The organism is Pectinatus brassicae, assembly GCF_014201835.1.
GTDB classification, from domain to species: Bacteria; Bacillota; Negativicutes; order Selenomonadales; family Selenomonadaceae; genus Pectinatus; species Pectinatus brassicae.
This window is the reverse complement of record NZ_JACHFH010000007.1, coordinates 25,766-45,987: the sequence shown is the minus strand read 5'-3', so window position 1 is coordinate 45,987 and position 20,222 is coordinate 25,766. Positions and strand designations below refer to the sequence as shown.

Here is a 20,222-nt window from a genome sequence, read left to right as displayed (position 1 = left end):
TCCTCCAATTAAATCAACTTATATTTTAATAATAAAATTCTATTTGCTTTGTGCTATATAATCAGTAATTTCCTTGAGTGTAGGAATAGATGGTTGGGCACCGACTCTCTGCACTGTAATGGCACTGGCTTTTTGAGCAAAACTTATCGCTTCTGCTAAATTATTGAAACTCTTGTCTAATTTAGCAGTCAACGCTCCGATAAATGTATCACCGGCTGCGGTCGTATCAACTGCCTGCACCTTATTTGCTGCCTGAAATCCATCTGCATTCTTCGTCGCATAATAAGCACCACGACTGCCCACTGTGACAATAATATTATCAACACCCATTTTAGCAAAAGCTTTTCTAGTCTGAGACATTGAATCTATATCCGTAATTTTTATCCCAGTAAGAGTTTCGCTTTCTGTTTCATTAGGAATTAATATATCGGTCAATTTTATAATTTCTGGATTAATATTCTGTGCGGGTGCCGGATTAAGTACAGTTTTTACATTATTCTGTTTGGCAATCTTAAACCCAGCAAGTATTGCTTCCTGCGGAATTTCAAACTGAGCTATTAGAAAATCAGCAGCAGCAATTTTTTCTGCATTGGCATCTACTTCATCCACTGATAATGTTTGATTGGAACCACCATAAACAAGAATACTATTTTGTCCATCAGGATAAAGGAAAATTTCCGCTGCACCTGTTCCAACATTGTCATCATATACTACAGCTGCAGTATCAATATTTTCTTGTTTAAGGCAATTAAGCATATAGTCACCGCTTTGGTCTTTGCCAATCTTACCAATAAAACTTGTTTGAGAACCAGCTCGCGCTGCTGCTACTGCTTGATTTGCTCCTTTTCCGCCTGGTGAATTAGCTTTGTAATCTGTTGATAAGGTTTCACCGGGAACCGGCATACGATTAATCTTTATAATCGTATCTAAATTTAAACTGCCCATGATAACAATTTTATTTGCCATAATAAACACCGCTTTCTTCTTAGTAAAACGTTTTACTAAAAAACATATTTTTAATCTATTTTCCAATTTAAAATATCATAATCATTAAAAGTCATACAACTAGATAATCTTTAATTAATTATCATACATTTACTGTTATTTTAAAATTTATAAACTATTAAGAATTTTTTATCAGTATCTTAAATATCAATAAAAATAGTAAAACGTTTTATTATATTAATTTATAATTTGTTCACAAAAACATATATAGTATAATTATTATATATATATTTGTCAATTATAATTAATACAATATAGACGCAAATATATTATATAATAAATCATTATCTTTTTACTAATAAATTTGGTCTTGATTTTTTTTTATAATATTGTATAATTAAAGAAAGTGATTGATTAGCAGTCTTTGGGGCAGGGTGTGATTCCCTACCGGCGGTAAAGCCCGCGAGCCTTTTTGGCAGATTCGGTGTAATTCCGAAGCCGACAGTTATAGTCTGGATGGAAAAAGATTGTGGCGTTTTATTTTTGTAATTATAATAAGACAATACAAGTCCGTTCCATATAAAAATGAGTGTTATTCGCTTCCCAAAGCTGTTAAATGCAATTGCATTTAACAGCTTTTTTGTTTTGTCCTTAATCTTTTTCTTCGGAGGTCTTATTTATGAATCGCGATGAAAAATATATGCAAATGGCTATTGACCTTGCTAAAAATGCCATTGGGCGCACCAGCCCTAATCCTATGGTTGGAGCTGTAATCGTAAAAAATAACCGCATTGTTGGCTGCGGCTGGCATAGAAAAGCCGGTACAGAACATGCTGAAGTACATGCACTACGAGCCGCTGGTGAACTGGCCAAGGGTGCTGATATTTATGTCAGTCTTGAACCCTGCTCACACTATGGGCGCACACCGCCCTGCTGCGATGCTATAATAAAAGCTGGTCTTAAACGAGTAGTTGTTGCTATGACCGATACTAATCCCAAAGTAGCCGGCCGCGGCATAAAAAAAATGCGTGATGCCGGTATCGAAGTCATTACGGGCGTTTTAGAAAATGAAGCACGGAAATTAAATGATGTTTTCTTTAAATGGATTGAAACAAAATCACCATTTATTACCATCAAAAGTGCTATGACCCTTGATGGTAAAATATCGACTGTTTCCGGACAGTCACAGTGGATAACTAATGAACATTCCCGTCAATACGGTCATAAACTACGCGATATCAATGATGCTATTATGGTGGGCATAAACACAATAATTAGTGATGATCCTTCATTAACTACACGCTTGCCAAATGGCGGTAAAAATCCTATCCGTATTATTGTCGATAGTACCGGAAAAGTCCCACTAACTGCCAAAATTTTAAATGATAATGCCGCTCCCGTCATCGTTGCTGTTACTGAAAAAGCTGCGAGTGAAAAAATAACCGCCTTAAAAAATAAGGGCATTGAAATCATTCAAACCGCTGCTGACGAAAATAATCAGGTTAATCTAAAAGAACTTTTACATATACTGGGACAAAAAGATATTTGCAGCATTCTTGTAGAAGGTGGTGCCACTCTTCTTGGCAGCCTTATCTGCCAAAAGTTAGCCGACAAGGCTTACTTCTTTATTGCGCCTAAGCTAATCGGCGGCAAGACGGCAAAGTCTGCTGTTGAAGGCATAGGTATTGCCGACCTAAGTAATGCAGCCTTATTATCTGAACCATCAGTAGAAATTTTAGAAGGCAGCGATATTCTAATTAAAGGCTATCTTAAATAATTAATGAGGTGACAAAATGTTTACTGGAATCATTGAAGAAGTCGGTCATATCAAAAAACTGGATTTTGGCACAGCATCAGTCAAGCTTACCATCTCTGCCAGCACTGTATTACAGGATGTTAATCTTGGCGACAGCATAGCTGTAAACGGTACCTGCCTTACTGTCACCCACTATACAAATAATAGCTTCACCGCTGATGTTATGCCCGAATCGGTACGTAAAACCTCTCTTAGTGAATTAAAAACAGGCAGTCCGGTAAACTTAGAGCGTGCTTTGAAATTAACCTCCCGTTTGGGCGGTCATATTGTCAGCGGCCATATTGACGGCACTGGTAAAATTCTCAAAAAAACACCGGAAGATAATGCTATTATTGTATCTATCAATGCCGACAAAAGTATATTGCGCTATATTGTAAAAAAAGGTTCAGTAACAATTGATGGTATCAGCCTTACTGTTGTTGACGTTGATGATAATAAATTTTCTGTATCGCTTATCCCTCATACTGCATCCATAACAACTATTGGCAGTAAAGGACCAAGCTCACTGGTTAATATTGAAACTGATATTTTAGGAAAATATGTAGAAAAATTACTTGCTGGAAATGACAAAGAAACAAAAACTTCACCATTAACTGCAGCATTTTTTCAGCAAAATGGATTTTAATAAAAAGAAAAGAGGACTTATAATGGATATAAAATTTGATTCTGTAGAAAAAGCTATCGAAGATTTTAAAAATGGCAAAATGGTTCTTGTCGTTGATGATGAAGACCGTGAAAATGAAGGTGACCTCATCGCCCCAGCTGATAAAGTAACTCCGGAAATAATAAATTTCATGGCCATTCATGCTAAAGGTCTTATCTGCATGCCAATGGATGGTGAACTTATCGATAAAATGGAATTAAATCCTATGGTTGCCAATAATACTGATAACCATGAAACTGCATTTACTGTTTCTGTTGATCATGTTGATACTACTACTGGTATTTCAGCTTTTGAACGCGCTTTGACCGTACAAAAAATGATTGAGCCTGATATAAAACCATCCGATTTACGCCGTCCCGGTCATATTTTCCCATTACGCGCTGTTGAAGGCGGTGTTTTAAAACGTACTGGTCACACCGAAGCCACTGTTGATTTAGCCAAATTAGCCGGTTTTAAACCTGCTGGTCTTTGCTGTGAAATAATGAGTGCTGACGGTCATATGGCCCGTACACCAGAATTATATCAATTTGCCCAAGAACATGATCTTTCATTTATAACAGTAGCTTCATTAATTGAATATCGCAAACGCACTGAATTACTCGTTACTAAAACAGCTCAGGCAAAATTCCCAAGCAAATATGGTACCTTTACTGTTGCTTCTTTTGAAAGTGCTATTGATGGTAAATGCCACCTTGCAATTATTAAAGGTGATATCAAAGGCAAAGAAAATGTTTTGACTCGCGTTCATTCCGAATGTCTTACTGGTGATGTCCTAGGTTCTATGCGCTGTGACTGTGGCGACCAGCTGGCTACAGCTCTTCGTCGTATCGAAGCTGAAGGTGAAGGTGTTGTTCTTTATATGCGACAGGAAGGCCGCGGCATTGGTCTTAATAATAAAATCCGTGCTTATGCCCTGCAGGATACTGGCAAAGATACTGTAGAAGCAAATCTTATGCTTGGTTTTGACGCTGATATGCGTGAATATGGCTCCGCTTCACAGATATTATCTGAGCTTGGCCTAAAAAGCATCCGACTAATGACTAATAATCCTGCTAAAAAAGCTGCTTTAGAAGAATACGGCGTAAAAATAACCGAAAGAGTTGCTATTGAAATTCCTGCTAACGATTTTGATGCTAAATATTTAGAAACAAAAAAAGAAAAAATGGGTCATTTATTAAAAGACGCTTAATCCGCTATTACTTTATTTAAAATAATTAAAATATATTATTAAAACAATATTTGGGAGGCTTTATTCCATGGCAAAAATTATTGAAGGTCATTTATCCGCAAAAGGTCTAAAATTTGGCATAGTCGTAGCCCGTTTCAATGAATTTATTACCAATAAATTATTATCTGGTGCTCTTGATACATTAAAACGTCATGACACTGCAGAAGATGATGTAACTGTAGCTTGGGTTCCAGGTGCTTTTGAAATACCTATGGTTGCCAAAAAAATGGCCCAAAGCAATAACTTTGATGCTGTTATCTGTCTAGGTGCTGTTATTCGTGGATCGACAACTCATTATGATTATGTCTGCAGTGAAGTATCAAAAGGTGTCGCTGCAGTTGGCCTTTCCACAGGCGTTCCTACAATTTTCGGCGTAGTAACCACCGAAAATATTGAACAGGCTGTAGAACGTGCTGGTACTAAGGCTGGTAATAAAGGATCTGATGCAGCTATGAGCGCTATTGAAATGGCTGATTTACTAAGAAAACTATAATTTATATCCCTCAAAGACTATCCAACTGATTCTAGCTGGATAGTCTTTTTGTATTATCAGTAACGCTTTATTTTTAAAATTTTTCATGGTATAGTTACTACTATAGTATTTTAATAAAAATAATGAAAATCTACTTATAATATATTTGAAGGGATGATACTTTTATGAAAGTCGGTATAATAAGCGATACTCATGGCTGTGTAGACAGATTTACGCTCGCCTATGAAAAATTATTTCAAGATGCTGATATGATAATCCATGCTGGTGATGTTTTATACCATGGTCCAAGAAATCCCATGCTTGCTGATTATAATCCGGCTAAGCTTGCCGAAAAAATTAATAATCTGCCCATTCCTGTTGTTGTTGCTAAAGGCAATTGTGACAGTGAAGTTGATACACTTGTTCTAAACACTCCTATTCAATCGCCCTATACTTATGTAGTCATTGACGGATTTAAAATAGTCACGACCCATGGTCATTATGTCATGAGTGATAAGGAAAAAGATAATATGGCCAATCACTTAAAAGCTGATTTATTCATCAGCGGTCATGTCCATATAAATGTTCTTGAAAAACGTGGTGATACGATATTTTTAAATCCCGGCTCACCAGCATTAAGTAAACGGTCTGATGGAAAACAGACAGCAGCTGTTCTCACTGATAAAAAAATTGAAATTATTGACATTGATACCGATGAAGTTATCATGTCACTTGATAGATAATTTTCTAAGATAAAAGCAGTGGAAATATTTACTTTCCACTGCTTTTATCTTAGAATATAGATTATTACATTCATGCCATCTAGGAGGATCTTTATATAAAAATGTTTAATAACAGCAGGCTTTTTCGCCGTATTGACATTCCACTCATAGTTGCTATTATTCTACTTGTTACAATTGGAATTGTCATCATTGGCAGCGCAACCCACATAAATACCCCCAGCAGTGATCGTTATTGGTATGTTCAGCGCCAGACTATTTTTGCTTTAGTTGGAGCGCTTCTCGTATTTATAATGATGAAATTTGATTATCATATGCTACAGCCATTAGGCAATAAATTATATATCTTTAATGCCTTATTGTTGCTGGCTGTTGATGTTGCCGGTCATTCAGCACTAGGAGCCCAGCGCTGGATTCAAATTGGCCCTATAAGCTTTCAACCATCTGAATTTTCTAAGATAATAATGATAATTTCGCTGGCAGTTCTACTAGAAAACCGTGTCGGCAAACTAAATACCTTTAAGGAATTACTACCTGTAGCTTTATATCTGATTTTCCCCTTTTTCCTTGTTGTAACACAGCCTGATTTGGGAACAGCCTTGGTTTTTCTGTCCATCTTTTTCGGTATGATATTTGCTGCCGGTGTCAACATGAAGATAATCGGCATTATCTTTGGTTCAGGTTTAGCCTGTCTGCCAATTTTTTGGCATTTTCTAAAAGATTACCAAAAAATGCGCATCATGGTTTTTATCAATCCTGATATTGATCCCTTAGGCTCCGGCTACCATATTATTCAATCAAAAATAGCCATTGGCTCCGGTCTATTATTCGGCAAAGGCTTATTTCAAGGAACGCAGAGCCAGCTTAACTTTCTGCCCGAAAATCATACTGACTTTATTTTCGCTGTAATTGGTGAAGAACTTGGTTTTATTGGAGCCACTATAATTCTTCTGTTATTCCTATTTCTGCTTTGGCGCGGTATACGAATTGCCCGTGAAGCCAGTGATAATCTCGGTATGCTTTTGGCAGTCGGTGTCAATTCCATGCTGGCCTTTCATCTGCTTGTAAATGTCGGCATGACTATCGGCATCATGCCTGTAACTGGTATCCCGCTTCCATTTATCAGTTATGGTGTCAGTGCCCTTATTACCAACATCCTATCAATGGGCTTACTCCTAAATATTTATAACAATAGAAAAAAGCTCATGTTTTAGCAGAACGCATAGTAAATTAAGCAAATATAATTTACTATGCGTTCTTTTTATGCTATCATTAAATTAACAATAATTCATACCTTTGTACTATTCATTAAAAAATCATAAATTCTTCACAAAAAAGTCATATTATTATATTATAATTTTCTTGTAAAGGGGGTTTTATTATGATGGGATATGGTTATGGTGGTTACGGACATTTTGCTGGTGATGGTTCCTGGGGAATATTTGCCGGTTTTTCCATGATTACACATTTGGCTTTTATCATTCTTCTAATTATGGCTATTATCTGGTTTTACAAAACTGTCTTTCGCAACAGCATCCGCAACAATTCAATCGAACAAAATAATGCAATTGATATATTAAAACAACGCTATGCCAAAGGCGAAATAACCAGTGAAGAATATCACCGTATAAAAAAAGATTTAGAATAATTTTAAACAAAAAATGAGGTCTTAGGCTATTAAAATAGCTTAAGACCTCACTTTTTATATTATAATACTTCGGAAAAATAAATAACAGTTACAGTATCTTCCATTGTAATTCTTTTTTTATATATATTTTCAAAATCAGCTATTAAATCTTCACGCGTATTGATATCAGGATTTTGATGATCAAGATCTTCCGAGGTAAGTTCCATCATGCTTTTTACCTGTACCTTATCTAAATAGGCAATAAACAATTTCTTTTTTGGTTCAAATTTAGCACCAGTAGTAACCCATACCAATGAACTCTCTGGATATTGTTTACTTACATCACCCAATCGTACTGTACAATTTTTTTTGCGTCCCATTAATAATTTTTCATGTTTTGGTGCCTGGAAATTCAATGCCATCATTTGTTTTTTTCTCTCCTATCAAGGGTATAATTCCCTATATAATTTTATTTATACATCTTCTGTATTTTCAGAGATAATAAATAATATTTATTATAATCAACTAGCATTATGCTCTTAATACACTCTCTAATTTACATATTATTTTAACCCGAATATAAAAATTTAGCAAACAAATTTATAAAATGTGTTATAATAGAGTCGTAGTTTTATTACTTATTAAGGAGGTAATGAATATGACAATTACAAAAGAGATGGGTATTATGGAAGTCGTTCAACAATACCCTGAAACTGTTGATGTATTTGCTATGTCCGGCATGGGCTGTATTGGCTGTGCCGCTGCTCATTTTGAAAATATCGAACAAGGCGCTATGGCCCATGGTATTGATATTGAGCGTCTAATGGCCGACCTCAACAAAGTAGTTGCTGCTCAAGCACAGCAATAATACTTATTGGCATAAAGCTCAGTTTTTATTAAGAATTACTTATAAAAACTGAGCTGTTTTCTATTAATAAAGCCTCTGCTAAATTACAAGCAGAGGCTTTATTAATAGATTAGCTTATTTTTTTACTCATTTTAGCCTGACATTCAGGACATACTCCATAAAAATAAAACTGTTGTCCCGACAAATCATAAGAAGTCTTTTCGGCAACATTTTTAATTGCTGGTGAAAAATCAAAATCCATAATATCATCAACACGATTACACACCGTACAGCGTATATGGGGATGAAGCTCAACAGTAGCATCATAACGCAGGCTATCTTCGCCAACATTAATAACTTGAATAAGACCTATTTCTCTTAAAATATCGATAGTTTTATATATTGTAGCCAAACTCATAGTTGGATAATAAGGTTGTAATTTATTAAAGAGCATTTCTGCATTAGGATGAGCTTTTGTATTACAAAGTGCATTGTATATTGCCAATCGTTGCGGCGTCACCTTAAACCCCTTTTTTCGCAGTAAAGCCGTTACCTTTTTTGCATCCATCATAATAGTACTATCCTTTCCATATATCAAAATCATTTTTAATTAATAGTTATTATCAACAAACTAACACTATGATATTATAATAATAAAAAGATTGCTTTATGTCAATATTTATCTGTAATTTTTTGTAACAAGTAAGCATTATTGTTTAATATATATTAGTTATATGATAAGCTAATATCATATTTCCTTTGTCAATGATATTAATTTCCATAATATCATTGACAAAGGAAATAAAAGATGGTATCATATGTATCGTTGCTGATAGATATACAGCATATTTGAGAGCATTTGGAGAGTTGTCCGAGTGGTTGAAGGAGCACGCCTGGAAAGCGTGTGTGCGGGAAACTGTACCGAGGGTTCGAATCCCTCACTCTCCGCCATAATTTAAAAATTTATTTGTTATAAAAACCTGCATTTATGCAGGTTTTTTTGTGTTTTAATACATATTTTTTAATAATTAAACATTATTTACTAATAATATTTAATTGTATATATTAACTACTATCCTAACTTTATAATGTTTATAAATATTTTTATTGCATTTTATAAAGTATAATGCTATACTTTGCTTACCGAAATAGAATAAATGTTTTTGTGCAATGAAGCCTGTTAACAAAGAAACAATATATATTGTTTCTTTGTTAACAGGCTTTTGTCTTTTTCGGAAAAAAGGGGGAATGGTATATATGTTAAAAAAGAATATTTTTAAAGCTACCGCAGTTTCTATCGGCTTAGCCTTTGCTGTATTAGGTGCAGCCGGATGCGGTAATGGCAGTGGCTCTTCTGATACAATAAAAATTGGTGGTGACCTTGAATTAACCGGTAATAATGCTTCATATGGTACATCGGCTGGAAATGGTGCCCAAATAGCCTTTGATGATGTTAATGCTGCTGGCGGCATTAATGGTAAAAAAATTGAATTTATCAAAGCTGATAATAAATCCGAACCGGCTGAAGCGGCCAACGCTATAACTAAATTGATATCCACAGATAAAGCATCTGTAATATTTGGAGCTTGTACCTCTTCTAATACAATAGCCATGACACAAATTGCCGATGACCAAAAAGTGCCTGTAGTAAGTCCATTTGCTACAAATCCTAAAGTTACTGTTGGCGATGACGGAAAAGTAAATGACTATATGTTCCGCGCCTGCTTCATAGATCCTTTCCAGGGTACCGTAATGGGGAATTTCGCCACAAAAACATTAAAAGTTAAAAAAGTGGCACTTTATATTGATAACAGCTCTGATTATTCCAAAGGTTTAGCCCACTTCTTCCAGGAAAGCTTTACCAAAAACGGCGGAACTATTGTTGATACTGAAGCATATCTGCAAAAAGATACTGATTTCAAAGCCACTTTAACTAAAATTGCTGCTTCTAATCCTGACATGATATATATTCCTGGATATTATGAAGAAGTTGGCAAAATCATAAAACAAGCTCGTGACCTCGGCATCACTGTACCAATTTGCGGTGGTGATGGCTGGGACAGTAGCAAATTAGTTGCAATTGCTGGTCCAGACGCACTTAACAATACTTATTTCACCAATCACTACTCTGTTGAAAATAAATCACCTGAAACAGCTGCATTCATTAAAAAATATAAAGAAAAATATCAGCAAACACCTGATGCTGCCGCAGTTTTAGGTTATGATGCAGCATCCATGATAATAGATGCCATTAAAAAAGCAGGCAGTACTAAACCAGAAAAAATCAAAGAAGCTCTTGCTTCTATAAAAGATTTGAAACTTGTAACTGGTACAATAAGCATCGATAAATCCCATAACCCTGTAAAACAGGCTGTTATCATTGAGTTTAAAGATGGTAAACAAACATTTAAACAAGCTGTTTCACCAGAATAATTTTCTGCTGCTAAATATTTCCTCGGCTCCCTTTTTTTAAGGGAGCCATTATTTTTTTATATTTTTACAGGAAAATGTATTAATTTATTGAATATAACAAATATTATTTTATAATTATTAAGCACAATCATGTTGATAATTATTATCATTTGTGTTATATTGTGAATAGATAAAAATTCCAACTTAATAGATAATACATTTATATAGAGGAGATGTATATAATGATTTTTAACAAATTTAGTATTGAAAAAATTATCGGCAGAGAAATTATTGATTCGCGTGGTAATCCTACAGTTGAAGCCGAAGTTACTTTAAGTGGTGGCAGTGTTGGTCGTGCAGCTGCTCCCAGCGGCGCCTCTACCGGCGAATTTGAAGCTTTAGAATTGCGCGATGGCGACAAAACCAGATTTATGGGTAAAGGTGTTAGTACCGCTGTTAATAATATTAATAGCCATATTAATTCAGCTTTGCAGGGACTTGATGCTTCTGATACCTACACCATTGACAATACCATGATTAAACTCGATGGCACAAAAGATAAATCAAAACTTGGCGCTAATGCCATGCTTGCTGTTTCTTTAGCCTGTGCTAAAGCTGCTGCTAACTTATTATGTCTGCCTCTTTATCGCTTTTTAGGCGGCATTAATGGCAATAATCTGCCGGTTCCCATGATGAATATTCTAAACGGTGGTGCTCATGCTACCAATAATGTTGATATACAAGAGTTCATGATTATGCCGGTCGGAGCGCCTTCTTTTAAGGAAGGGCTGCGTTGGTGCACAGAAGTATTCCATGTACTGCAATCAATATTAAAAGAAAAAAATCTTGCTACCTCAGTGGGAGATGAAGGCGGTTTTGCCCCTAATCTTGCTAGTGATGAAGATGCTATAAAAATAATTCTGCAAGCTATTGATACTGCTGGTTATAAAGCCCCGAAAGACTTCATGCTGGCTCTTGACCCAGCTGCCAGTGAGTGGAAAGGCAGTAAAATAGGCGAATATCACCTGCCAAAATCAGGCAAAACCTTCTCCAATGATGAAATGATTGACTATTGGGCTTCTTTAATTGAAAAATACCCTATTGTTTCCTTGGAAGATGGGCTTGATGAAGAAGATTGGGAAGGCTGGCAAAAATTAACCAGCCGCCTTGGTGACAAAGTTCAGATTGTCGGTGATGATTTATTTGTTACTAATACTGAACGTTTAAGCAAAGGCATTGCTTCTGGCTGTGGTAATTCCATATTGATAAAATTAAACCAGATAGGTACTTTATCCGAAACACTTGAATCTATAAAAATGGCTCATAAGGCCGGTTATACAGCTGTTACCTCACATCGTTCCGGTGAAACCGAAGATACCACCATTGCTGATTTGGCTGTCGCCCTTAATACCAGACAAATAAAAACAGGTGCTCCCAGCCGCAGTGAACGCGTTGCTAAGTACAATCAACTATTGCGAATCGAAGCAGAACTTGGTGAAAATGCTGTTTACCCTGGCATGTCAGCCTTCAACCAGAAACATAAATAATTTACAATAAGCCAAAAGCTTGAATTAAAAAAATTTAATTCAAGCTTTTTATTATGCATATATATATTTATTTTAATGTCTTTTCACTTAGTGATATAATTTCACTGTTTTATGTTCTTTAACATCTTCCCTATGTGTTATTTTATACCAAACCATAGGTATAACCATCATCGGAATACCAGTATATAGTGCCATACGCAAATCGGACGTAAAGGCCATAACGACAAGACACAATATCTGTATTACTATGCCAAACAATGTTAAATACGGGAAAAAAGGTGTTTTATATTTCAATGTATGGACAAGATTTTCTTTTTGCAGCTTGCGTCGAAAATTATATTGGCTCCAGCAAATTGAAATCCAGGCAAGGGCCCCAGTAAAACCAGATACGGCCAATAAATACGTATAAGCCAATGAACTCTTATCATAAGTATAAAGCAGTATAATCAGCCAACAGCCAACAATCGATACAAATATTGAATTTTGCGGCATACCATGATTATTTATTTTACCCAGCCACTTAGGCGCCATCCCCATTTGTGCCAAAGCCTGTAGTGCTCGTCCACTGCCATAAAGACCAGAATTGGAACAAGAAATCGCTGCCGTTAATATAACAAATGCAAAAACCGCTGCGACATTACTAAAACCATATTCTGCTAAAGCTGCGGCAAACGGGCTTTCCTGCAGCCCTGCATGTGACCAAGGCAGTATTGATATCAGCAGTGATACTGGTATTATATACAAAGCAATTATACGCCAACTGACATTACGCACAGCTATTGGTATGCTTTTTTGTGGATTTTCACATTCACCTGCTGCTAGGCCAATTATTTCTGAGCCTTGAAAATTAACCAGAATAATAATCATAGTAATAAATACTGACCAATATCCATGTGGTGCAAACCCACCATTTTGCAGCAAAATACTTGTACCCAAATATCCGCCTTTGCCAATAAAACCAAGACAAATTCCTATAGCAATAAAGGAAAATGCAATAAGGGCTATTATCTTTACCAATGACAGCCAAAATTCCATTTCGCCAAATTTACCTACACTAAAAACGTTTATCCCCGTTATTATCAAGCCAAATATAATCGCCCATATAACCTGACTTACCATCGGTACAAAATTATTCATAATTATACCTGCAGCAATCATTTCTGAGGGAACATAGGCAATCCAATTAAGCCAATAAGCCCAGCCTACACCGCAGGCCCAGGCAGGAGAAATATATTCTCCTGCATAACTTACAAATGATCCTGATATTGGTTTTGCCACTGCCAATTCTGCTAAACACAGCATTACACAAAACACAATTAAGCCACCAAGTAAATAAGCTAATATCGCTGCTGGTCCAGCTTTTTCCAAAATATAACCTGTCCCTAAAAAATAGCCACTGCCAATAATCCCACCCAGTGAAATTAATTGTATATGTCTATTTTTCAGGCTGCGCTTCATCATAAACTTATCCATTATTTTTATCACAACCCTTAATTATTAAAGATATATAGTGATAATACCACAAAAAAATCAATTTAACTATATTTTTCATCGATAAAACATCATACAAGTCACTTTATTTTAATCGCAAATTTAGTTATAATTAATTTTTGTAGTATAAAATGTATTAATAATATGTTTAGTAGGTTTTATAATAAAATTTAATATTATCAAAGGAAATGGAGATAATGATGCTAACGTACAAAACTATTGATAATTCTATGGTTACCGATTATGAAATCAATAAATCACGCTTTATTACCCATGTCAAAAGAACTGCTACCGAAGAAGAAGCTATAGAATTTATCGAATCTCTTAAGAAAAAATATTGGGATGCAACCCATAACTGTTCTGCTTATATTATTGGCAGCCAAGGCGAAAAACAAAAAGCCGATGATAATGGTGAACCTTCGGGAACAGCTGGCAAACCTATTTTGGACGTATTGCAAAAACAGAAACTATCTGATATAACAGTTGTTGTAACACGTTATTTTGGCGGAACAAAACTTGGCTCAGGCGGACTTATCAGAGCATATGGTCATAGTGTTTCCGTGGCTTTAAATAACGCTGTAATAGTTGAAAGAACTCCGTTTAAAAAAATTCATCTTACTTTTTCTTATCCACTCGTTGGCAGCATTGAAAACTATCTGCATAAAAACAATATTCGTATTTTAGATAAAGATTTCAGCAATAATATATGCTTTACGATCTTAGTATGCGCTCAGAATTATGATACTATTCACAATCAAATCACTGAATTATCTTCAGCTAATTGTCTATTTTCCAACTCCGAAGATATTTATTTTGATGTACCTATACACAAATAATAGCAATAAAAAAACTGCCTTTAGTGGCAGTTTTTTTATTGCTATTATTTAATCTTCATAGGATGCGACAATTTCAGCAAAATACATAGTATGCCAATCTCCGCCGTCACCATACCAACGTTCTTTTTCTGCTTTATCCATGTTTTCCGGCTGCATATCCTGTTTATACAGCACCTTGCATTCCAAATGGATACCGGCACCAGCAAGTACTGGTGTCTTTATTTTTTGTCCTGCCTGCGGCATTAATGCTGCTGCAGTAAATTTATCAATATCACGGCCAGATTTCGTACCGCAAATTTTCAGTGCTTCCTTCATATCATGCGTAGGTATGCTAACGGTAAATTCGTTGCTTTTTTCCAATAGTTCCCACGAATAACGTGATTTTCTAACCATTGCCGTAAATACAGGTTTCCCCCACATTACACCAATAGCACCCCAGCCAATAACCATTGTGTTTATTTTGCCTTCGGCGGCTGTTGTCAAAAACACACTTGGTTTAAGTGACTGCACAATTTTATCACCAATTGCCAATGCATCTATATTTTTCAAGTTTATCATCCTTTCTCTTTTAGAAAATTTATAATAAACTTATCAAAGAATAATTATAAATTTTCTTCTTTAAATTTAAGCATAAAATCAGCTAATGCTTTTACACCTTCATATGGCATTGCATTATAAATAGAAGCCCGCATCCCACCAACTGAACGGTGACCCTTTATGCCACACAACTGTTGTTTTTTTGCTTCTGCCACAAATTTAGCTTCCAATTCCTCATTAGCTAAACGGAAAGTCACATTCATGAAAGAACGGCTGTCTTTATCGGCATGGCCCTTGTAAAAACCATTGCTGTTATCAATTGCATCATATAATAGTGCTGCTTTTTGGGCATTTTTTTCGGCCATAGCCTGTAATCCGCCCTGTTTTTTTATCCATGCAGCAACTTTTCCCACCATATAAATTCCAAATGCTGGTGGTGTATTATACAATGAATTTTTCTTACTGTATGTATTATATCTAAGCATAGTGGGAATATTTTCCGGGCTATTTTCTATAAATGATTTTTTTACAACAACAAGGGTAACACCTGCTGGTCCCAAGTTTTTCTGGACACCGGCATAAATTAAGGAAAACCTGCTAAAATCCAATGGTCGTGACAACATATCTGATGACATATCAGCAATCAATGGAACACCATGTGTTTCTGGAATATAATGATACTCTGTACCATATATAGTATTATTGTAGCATATATGTAAATAAGCAGCATCAGCACTTAATTTAATTTCATCTTGTTTAGGGATATTACGGAAATTATTTTCCTTGCTGGAGCCAGCTACAACTCCTACTCCTTGTATTTCGGCTTCTTGATATGCTTTAGTGGAAAAACTGCCTGATAATACATAATTACCTTTTTTGCCATCGAGAGCGAAATTCATCGGTATCATCGCAAATTCTGTGCTGGCACCGCCTTGTATAAATAATACTTCATAATCGTCACCTAAGCCCATAAGCTCTTTTATATCAGCTTTAGCTTTATTATGCACTTCATCATATTCTGGAGAACGATGGCTGATTTCCATAACAGACATGCCGCTATTATTAAAATTTAATAATTCACTTTGAGCTTCTTTTAATACTTCTAATGGTAATATTGCCGGACCGGGATTAAAATTATATACACGATTTGCTTTCATTATAAAAACCTCCAAAATTACATCTAGAAAAAACTAAGTGTTTAAATTTACGAATTTAACAATACTTAATTTTACGCTAATAAAGTAACATCGTCAAGAAAAAGCCTATTATGTAACGATAAATATTTTTCAATTCATCTGCAAATAAATAAAATACCTTATATTATCGCATTTTTATGAAAAAAATATTATAATAATAGAAAATATTAATTATCAGTGAGGTATTTTATGCGCACACAACAAGAGACCGATTCAATAACATTATTAGGTCAAAAAAATGTACAATACGGTTATGAATATACACCAGCAATCCTGGAAACATTTGTCAATAAACATCCGCAGCGTGACTATTGGGTCAAATTCAATTGTCCTGAATTTACAAGTCTCTGTCCGATAACCGGACAGCCTGATTTTGCTACTATTTATATTTCTTATATCCCTGATGAGCTCATGGTTGAAAGCAAATCACTCAAGTTATATTTAGTTAGTTTTCGTAATCATGGCGATTTTCACGAAGATGTCATTAACATTATCATGGATGATTTAATAAAATTAATGAATCCCCGTTACATAGAAATATGGGGTAAATTCCTGCCACGCGGTGGTATCTCAATTGATCCTTATGTCAATTACGGCCGTCCTGACAGTAAATATGAAAAAATTGCTGAACAACGTTTTATTCAACACGATTTAGCCGGCATGGACAAAATTGATAACAGATAAAAAAAAATGCGTATTTCTGTGAAATACGCATTTATCATACTTAACGGGGATTATACTCCATTATTCTTATATCATGTTCCCGTCGTTCATCGTTTAGATCAAGTATCGTATCATCATCAATCCTAATCATTGGCAAAGATGAATATCCATCTGGATAATATACAATTATCCCTTGTCGTCCATCGGTTAATCCAACCTTAGAACCTAAAAATGAATTTTGTATATTGGAAATAAACGGTACACAAATTCTGGCATCAAGCGTCGAAAACATATTTTTACCTATAAATTCAACTGCGTCAAAAGGTGTCTGCTTTACTTCACCTTCACGCTCAGTGGTTATATTATCATATAAATTAGCCACTGATACAATACGCGCATATTCATTTATCTCGTCGCCGCTAACACCGAAGGGCTCACCAGCGCCATCCATAGTTTCATGATGCTGCAAAGCCGCTGCCCTTACACCAGCCGAAATATTATTTTTATCTGATAAAATGTCCTGTCCATTTATTGTATGCTGTATGTAGATTTCGTATTCTTCAGGTTTTAATTTTCCTGGACGACGACTAATCAGATTTTTAGGCATCATCGTTTTTCCTATATCATGTAAAAATCCTGCCAATATAAGATCATTAATTTTTTTATCACTAAAATGCAGCCACTTACCAATAACGCCAGACATTACAGCTATCCGCACAGAATGATGATATATATTGTCACTTATATTACTAAGGGTATATAAATAATCAATAACACCACTTTCGCGTACAGTTGGTGCCAATGATTCTTTCACTGCCTCTCCAACAGTTTCAACCACTTCCCCTTTGCCTTTTGCTACATTCACAAAAAGGTCACTGGCTTCCGCTACTATATCGTTATATTTTTTTACAAAAGCATTTTCCTTATTAAAAATTATTTCTACTGCACGATAATTTTGGCTGAAATCAAAACCGTCTTTTATATAGGCCGAAGGAATATTCAAATATTTTAGACGAGTTATATGGGCATGTGTCAATAAAGTCCCAGCTGATAAAATTACGACCATTTTATCATTGAGAATCGTTCGGCCCAGTGCCATCCCTGGCACCAATTTCTCAATATTAATCTCTTTCACATTTCTGCCTCCTCATATGGTCATGAATAAACTAAATATATATATTCTTTATACTTAGTTAAAAGTCCTACTTTTAAAAAATTAATTATTTTTATTCAAGAAAGTGAGTTGTTAATATGTTACATGTATACACTGGAAACGGCAAAGGCAAAACCACAGCAGCTATTGGTTTAGCTATAAGAGCTGCCGGTGCCGATCTAAGAATATACTTTGCCCAATTTATGAAAAGCTTAGCCTATAGTGAACAAAAAATTTTACAAGCCATGCCGCAAATAGTATTGCAAACTACTGGCAAGCCGTTCTTTATCGCTGAGGAAGGTACTATTGATAAAGAAAGTATCGCTAAATTCGATACAGATGTCGTTGTTTTCCCTAAAGGCAACCCTCCGGCAGATTATATTGAATTGATTGAACAAGGTCTGCAAAAATTGGAAGCAGCCTTAAATAATCAGCACTATGATATTATTGTACTGGATGAAATAAATGTAGCCTTATTTTTCGGCTTAATAAAAAAAGAACAGGTGGAGCATCTTTTAAATCTCATTCCTACTAATAGTGAAATAATCTGCACTGGGCGCAATGCACCTGACTGGCTAATTGACCGAGCTGATTTAGTGACTGAAATGAAACTTATAAAACACTATTTTGATAAAGGGCTTATGGGTCGCAAAGGTATTGAGGATTAAAACAAATGGTCACGGCAAAAATGCCGTGACCATTTGTTATTTAAGAATGTTTTTCAGCTGTGGCTGGAGTTTGCTGCTATTATATAGTACTGCCTCTATTGGTGTCAGCTCCACAGTATTAGTTGAAGCTGACAAAACAGTAATAATTTTCAATTGCTTCTTGCCGTCAGCAGGTGGTTTATATTGTTCATATTTTTCTTGAACAAAAAGGGGCAGGTTAGTTATCTGCGGCTCGGCTTTATAAATTGTATAATTAATAGCCGTATAAAAACTATTTTGCACTTTTTGCTGCCGTTTTATTGTAATATCTGTCCTTACTACATATTTGCAATTTTCAGCTAATGTATCCGCTGTATTTTTTTCTACTGATTCTTTTATATTATGCTTTGTAATATCCGCTAAGGCTTTTTGTAAATAAACATTTATATTTTCTCTTTGCTGCTCCTCAGGGATATGAAAAACCGGCTCAGTAAATATTACTGATACGTTTGCTGTTCTTTCATCTAGCGGGTCAGTTTTTTTATCATAATACTGACGCAAGGCTCTATCCACATATAGTATTATTTTATGGGAAATCTTATCATCATCAGAACTGACCTGTGAATATTTTATCTCCTGCCCAAATAGTCTATAACGGGCATCAACAATCTGTGCTAGATTACGAACAGGATCACCCTTCATAATAATCCGTTGCAAATTTATTTTACTGCCATATTCTTGGGCAAACTGCTCATTGCCAACTGCCGGCGCCCCAAAAGAAATTACGCTTATCTGCTGCGGCAGAACCCCCAGCTCGATTAATCTTGCTGCTGTCAGCACAGCCTCTGCTCCACCCAAACTATGTCCCGTTATATAAAGATGTGCTGCTGGTTTTTGCGCTAAAATTTTTATTAAATATTGCGTTAAATCTTCCTTACCAATTGGCTGTGCCAATAATTTTAAACAATTACTATAAAAGCCGCTATGCACTAAAGGCGTGTTTTCAGTAATTACTGCTTTGCTGCTATTTTCAGCAGCAAAGGGGATTAATTTTATATTTATATCATTTTTGACATCAGCATAATCACTGGTACCCTTAAATGCCAGAAAATAAGAATCTTCTGCCGCCTTAAAATCAACTGCATGTGCTAATAATACATCCTTTAATTTTTTATTATCACTCGTATTGTCTAAAAAGTCCCAGCCATATGCGGTCAACGCTGCTTTTACTGCTGTACTATACTTATCATTATAAGCAGCCATTGATAATAACGAGGCAAAATATTGCTGTTTATAATCATTTACATCACTTGCTTTGACACTAGACATATTGGTAAATACACAAGTGATTATTATCGTCACAACAACTATAAAATTCTTCATTTTATCCCCCTCTTGGCA

General features: G+C 35.4%; 21 protein-coding genes, 1 tRNA gene and 1 riboswitch. Of the genes, 14 read left to right on the top strand and 8 right to left on the bottom strand.

All coding sequences use genetic code 11. The annotated features are described in order from the left end of the window. Window positions 1-39: 39 nt before the first annotated feature. Window positions 40-966 (bottom strand): ribokinase, encoded by a 927-nt coding sequence (gene rbsK, locus HNR32_RS03860; RefSeq protein WP_183859857.1) that lies wholly within the window; start codon window positions 964-966, stop codon window positions 40-42. A gap of 395 nt (window positions 967-1,361) precedes the next feature. Continuing rightward, a riboswitch (FMN riboswitch) is annotated at window positions 1,362-1,477 on the top strand. Window positions 1,478-1,624: 147 nt separating this feature from the next. Here rbsK and ribD point away from each other — a divergent pair. From ribD to HNR32_RS03825, 7 genes are all read left to right on the top strand, one after another. After that, complete coding sequence (gene ribD / locus HNR32_RS03855) at window positions 1,625-2,722, top strand: bifunctional diaminohydroxyphosphoribosylaminopyrimidine deaminase/5-amino-6-(5-phosphoribosylamino)uracil reductase RibD (protein WP_183859855.1); 1,098 nt, start codon at window positions 1,625-1,627, stop codon at window positions 2,720-2,722. Window positions 2,723-2,738: 16 nt separating this feature from the next. After that, on the top strand, window positions 2,739-3,386 hold the full coding sequence (locus HNR32_RS03850; RefSeq protein ID WP_183859853.1) for a riboflavin synthase: 648 nt from the start codon (window positions 2,739-2,741) through the stop codon (window positions 3,384-3,386). Between the two features lie 22 nt (window positions 3,387-3,408). Then, window positions 3,409-4,614, top strand: a complete 1,206-nt coding sequence (locus HNR32_RS03845) for a bifunctional 3,4-dihydroxy-2-butanone-4-phosphate synthase/GTP cyclohydrolase II (RefSeq protein WP_183859851.1) — start codon at window positions 3,409-3,411, stop codon at window positions 4,612-4,614. A gap of 67 nt (window positions 4,615-4,681) precedes the next feature. Then, window positions 4,682-5,146 carry a 6,7-dimethyl-8-ribityllumazine synthase gene (gene ribH, locus HNR32_RS03840; protein WP_183859849.1) on the top strand — a complete coding sequence of 155 codons (465 nt, stop codon included), beginning with the start codon at window positions 4,682-4,684 and terminating at the stop codon, window positions 5,144-5,146. A 164-nt stretch (window positions 5,147-5,310) separates the two neighbouring features. Beyond that, on the top strand, window positions 5,311-5,868 hold the full coding sequence (yfcE, locus tag HNR32_RS03835) for a phosphodiesterase (protein WP_183859847.1): 558 nt from the start codon (window positions 5,311-5,313) through the stop codon (window positions 5,866-5,868). Window positions 5,869-5,969: 101 nt separating this feature from the next. Further along, a complete protein-coding gene (gene rodA, locus HNR32_RS03830; protein WP_183859845.1) occupies window positions 5,970-7,079 on the top strand; it encodes a rod shape-determining protein RodA in 1,110 nt (369 codons plus the stop codon). A 167-nt stretch (window positions 7,080-7,246) separates the two neighbouring features. Continuing rightward, on the top strand, window positions 7,247-7,513 hold the full coding sequence (locus HNR32_RS03825; RefSeq protein WP_183859842.1) for an SHOCT domain-containing protein: 267 nt from the start codon (window positions 7,247-7,249) through the stop codon (window positions 7,511-7,513). Between the two features lie 59 nt (window positions 7,514-7,572). Here HNR32_RS03825 and HNR32_RS03820 read toward each other — a convergent pair whose 3' ends face one another. After that, a complete protein-coding gene (locus HNR32_RS03820) occupies window positions 7,573-7,917 on the bottom strand; it encodes an ASCH domain-containing protein (protein ID WP_183859840.1) in 345 nt (114 codons plus the stop codon). 233 nt (window positions 7,918-8,150) lie between these two features. On the opposite strand from HNR32_RS03820, the gene HNR32_RS03815 reads away from it, so the two are divergent. Then, window positions 8,151-8,360, top strand: coding sequence for a DUF1858 domain-containing protein (locus HNR32_RS03815; protein ID WP_183859838.1), 210 nt, complete (start codon window positions 8,151-8,153; stop codon window positions 8,358-8,360). Window positions 8,361-8,469: 109 nt separating this feature from the next. Here HNR32_RS03815 and perR read toward each other — a convergent pair whose 3' ends face one another. Further along, a complete protein-coding gene (perR, locus tag HNR32_RS03810) occupies window positions 8,470-8,910 on the bottom strand; it encodes a transcriptional regulator PerR (RefSeq protein WP_183859836.1) in 441 nt (146 codons plus the stop codon). Between the two features lie 290 nt (window positions 8,911-9,200). On the opposite strand from perR, the gene HNR32_RS03805 reads away from it, so the two are divergent. The 3 genes from HNR32_RS03805 to eno all read left to right on the top strand — a co-directional run bounded on the left by HNR32_RS03805 (window position 9,201) and on the right by eno (window position 12,298). Further along, window positions 9,201-9,290: transfer RNA gene (locus HNR32_RS03805), tRNA-Ser, on the top strand. A 306-nt stretch (window positions 9,291-9,596) separates the two neighbouring features. Continuing rightward, window positions 9,597-10,772, top strand: coding sequence for an ABC transporter substrate-binding protein (locus tag HNR32_RS03800; RefSeq protein WP_183859834.1), 1,176 nt, complete (start codon window positions 9,597-9,599; stop codon window positions 10,770-10,772). Window positions 10,773-10,993: 221 nt separating this feature from the next. Beyond that, window positions 10,994-12,298 carry a phosphopyruvate hydratase gene (gene eno / locus HNR32_RS03795; RefSeq protein WP_183859832.1) on the top strand — a complete coding sequence of 435 codons (1,305 nt, stop codon included), beginning with the start codon at window positions 10,994-10,996 and terminating at the stop codon, window positions 12,296-12,298. 87 nt (window positions 12,299-12,385) lie between these two features. Here eno and HNR32_RS03790 read toward each other — a convergent pair whose 3' ends face one another. Then, window positions 12,386-13,771, bottom strand: coding sequence for an amino acid permease (locus HNR32_RS03790; RefSeq protein ID WP_196611091.1), 1,386 nt, complete (start codon window positions 13,769-13,771; stop codon window positions 12,386-12,388). A 215-nt stretch (window positions 13,772-13,986) separates the two neighbouring features. Between HNR32_RS03790 and HNR32_RS03785 the strand changes: the two genes are divergently transcribed. After that, a complete protein-coding gene (locus HNR32_RS03785) occupies window positions 13,987-14,625 on the top strand; it encodes a YigZ family protein (RefSeq protein WP_183859830.1) in 639 nt (212 codons plus the stop codon). 48 nt (window positions 14,626-14,673) lie between these two features. Here the strand turns inward: HNR32_RS03785 and HNR32_RS03780 are convergent, their stop codons facing one another. Beyond that, the gene (locus HNR32_RS03780; RefSeq protein WP_231038107.1) at window positions 14,674-15,174 is read right to left on the bottom strand and encodes a flavin reductase family protein; all 501 of its coding nucleotides are present in this window, start codon (window positions 15,172-15,174) and stop codon (window positions 14,674-14,676) included. A 53-nt stretch (window positions 15,175-15,227) separates the two neighbouring features. Further along, window positions 15,228-16,319 carry a 3-phosphoserine/phosphohydroxythreonine transaminase gene (serC, locus tag HNR32_RS03775; protein WP_183859825.1) on the bottom strand — a complete coding sequence of 364 codons (1,092 nt, stop codon included), beginning with the start codon at window positions 16,317-16,319 and terminating at the stop codon, window positions 15,228-15,230. Between the two features lie 228 nt (window positions 16,320-16,547). Here serC and queF point away from each other — a divergent pair, with 228 nt between their 5' ends. Beyond that, on the top strand, window positions 16,548-17,042 hold the full coding sequence (gene queF, locus HNR32_RS03770; RefSeq protein ID WP_183859823.1) for a preQ(1) synthase: 495 nt from the start codon (window positions 16,548-16,550) through the stop codon (window positions 17,040-17,042). Between the two features lie 40 nt (window positions 17,043-17,082). On the opposite strand, the gene HNR32_RS03765 is transcribed toward queF, so the two are convergent. Continuing rightward, window positions 17,083-18,156, bottom strand: a complete 1,074-nt coding sequence (locus HNR32_RS03765) for an HD-GYP domain-containing protein (protein WP_183859821.1) — start codon at window positions 18,154-18,156, stop codon at window positions 17,083-17,085. 116 nt (window positions 18,157-18,272) lie between these two features. Between HNR32_RS03765 and HNR32_RS03760 the strand changes: the two genes are divergently transcribed. Further along, window positions 18,273-18,842 carry a cob(I)yrinic acid a,c-diamide adenosyltransferase gene (locus HNR32_RS03760; RefSeq protein ID WP_183859819.1) on the top strand — a complete coding sequence of 190 codons (570 nt, stop codon included), beginning with the start codon at window positions 18,273-18,275 and terminating at the stop codon, window positions 18,840-18,842. A 36-nt stretch (window positions 18,843-18,878) separates the two neighbouring features. Here HNR32_RS03760 and HNR32_RS03755 read toward each other — a convergent pair whose 3' ends face one another. Next, window positions 18,879-20,204 (bottom strand): lipase family protein, encoded by a 1,326-nt coding sequence (locus tag HNR32_RS03755; RefSeq protein ID WP_183859817.1) that lies wholly within the window; start codon window positions 20,202-20,204, stop codon window positions 18,879-18,881. Window positions 20,205-20,222: the final 18 nt, after the last annotated feature.